This window comes from Kitasatospora sp. NPDC030952 (assembly GCF_055571335.1).
This window is the reverse complement of sequence record NZ_JBVIFM010000060.1, coordinates 1-1,723: the sequence shown is the minus strand read 5'-3', so window position 1 is coordinate 1,723 and position 1,723 is coordinate 1. Positions and strand designations below refer to the sequence as shown.

Annotated in this window: 1 protein-coding gene; it reads left to right on the top strand. The window is 75.0% G+C overall.

Annotation, left to right across the window (positions count from 1 at the left end; genetic code table 11):
- Window positions 1-1,723: polyketide synthase dehydratase domain-containing protein (locus ACZ47G_RS39590; protein ID WP_465751372.1), on the top strand; the 1,723-nt coding region annotated here is incomplete at both ends.

Here is a 1,723-nt window from a genome sequence, read left to right as displayed (position 1 = left end):
CCTCCTCACCACCGGCCACACCCACTTCATCGAAACCAGCCCCCACCCCGTCCTCACCACCCCCATCCAACAAACCGCCGACACCACCGACACCGCGGTGGCCACGATCGCCACCCTCCGGCGCAACCACGGCGGCCCGTCGCAGCTGGCGACCGCCCTGGCGCTGGGCCGGATCTCGGGCCTGCCCGTCGCCGGCGCCCCGTACAGCGGCCCGCGTCCGGCCCTGCCCCCGTACCCGTTCCAGCACGGGCCGTACTGGCTGCACCCCGCCGCCACGGTCACCGGTGCCCTCGGGCAGACCGGCACCGACCACCCGCTGGTGGTCTCCGCCGTCGAACTCGCCGACGGCCAGGGGCACATCCTCACCGGCCAGGTGTCCACCACCGGCCTCCCGTGGCTCGCCGACCACGCCGTGCACGGGACCGTGCTGCTGTCGAGCACCACCTACCTGGAGACGGCCCTCCGCTCCGGACTGGAGGTCGGCTGCGGGCACGTCGAGGACCTCACACTGGAGGTCCCGCTCGTCCTCTCCGACGGCGAGGCCGTCCGGCTCCAAGCCGTGGTGGGCGAACCGGACGCCGAAGGCCGCCGGTCCTTCGCGGTCTACTCCCGCCCCGCCGACGCCTCGGGCGACGCGCCGTGGACCCGCCGGGCCGGCGGGTCGCTCACCGCCGAAGCGCCCGCGCCCGCCACCTCGCCTTCGTCCGCGTCCCCGCAGTCCGCCGCCTGGCCGCCCGCCGGAGCCGTCCCGATCGACCTCACGGACGCCTACGAGCGCCTGAGCGCCAGGGGCTACGACTACGGACCGGCCTTCCAGGGCCTGCGCGCGGCCTGGCGGCTCGGCGACGACGTCTACGCGACCGTCGCCCTCCCCGAGTCCGAGCAGCCCGCGGCCCAGCGCTTCTGCCTGCATCCGGCGCTGCTGGACGCCGCCCTGCACCCCATCGCCCTCGGCCTGCTCGACGACCGCCCCGAGAGCGTCCTGCCGTTCAGCTGGAGCGGCGTCTCCCTGCACGCCGTCGGCGCGGACGGTGTCCGGGTGCGGCTCTCGCCGGTCGGGACGGGCGCCGTGGCCATCACCGTCACCGACACCACGGGTGCGCCCGTCGCGGACATCGCGTCGCTCGCCCTGCGCCCGGTCGACCCGGCGCGCCTACGCGCCGACACGGACCCGGGCCTGCCGTTCCTGGTGGAGTGGTCGGTGATCGACACGCCCGGTGCGACGGAGCCGGCCACCGGGGCAGCCGATGTGCTGGTCGTGCGGCCCGAGGGCGACACCGCCCAGGACGCCGATCAGGTCGCCGCCGCCCACCGCATCGCCGAGCAGACCCTCGCCCGCGTGCAGGAATGGCTCGCCCAGGACCGCACCGACGACGCCCACCTCGTCATCATCACCCGCGGCGCCATCTCCACTCACCCCGACGACCCCATCACCGACCTCCCCGCCGCCACCATCTGGGGACTCATCCGCACCGCCCAGAACGAACACCCCCACACCTTCACCCTCCTCGACCACCACGGCGACACCCCCGGACCCGAGGCAGTCGCCGCCGCCCTCGCCACCGGCGAACCCCAACTCGCCCTCCGCAACGGCCAACTCCTCACCCCCCGACTCACCCCCACCACCGCCACCACCCAACGCGAAGGCACCACACCCGCCCTCGACCCCAACGGCACCATCCTCATCACCGGCGGCACCGGCACCCTCGCCACCCACATCGCC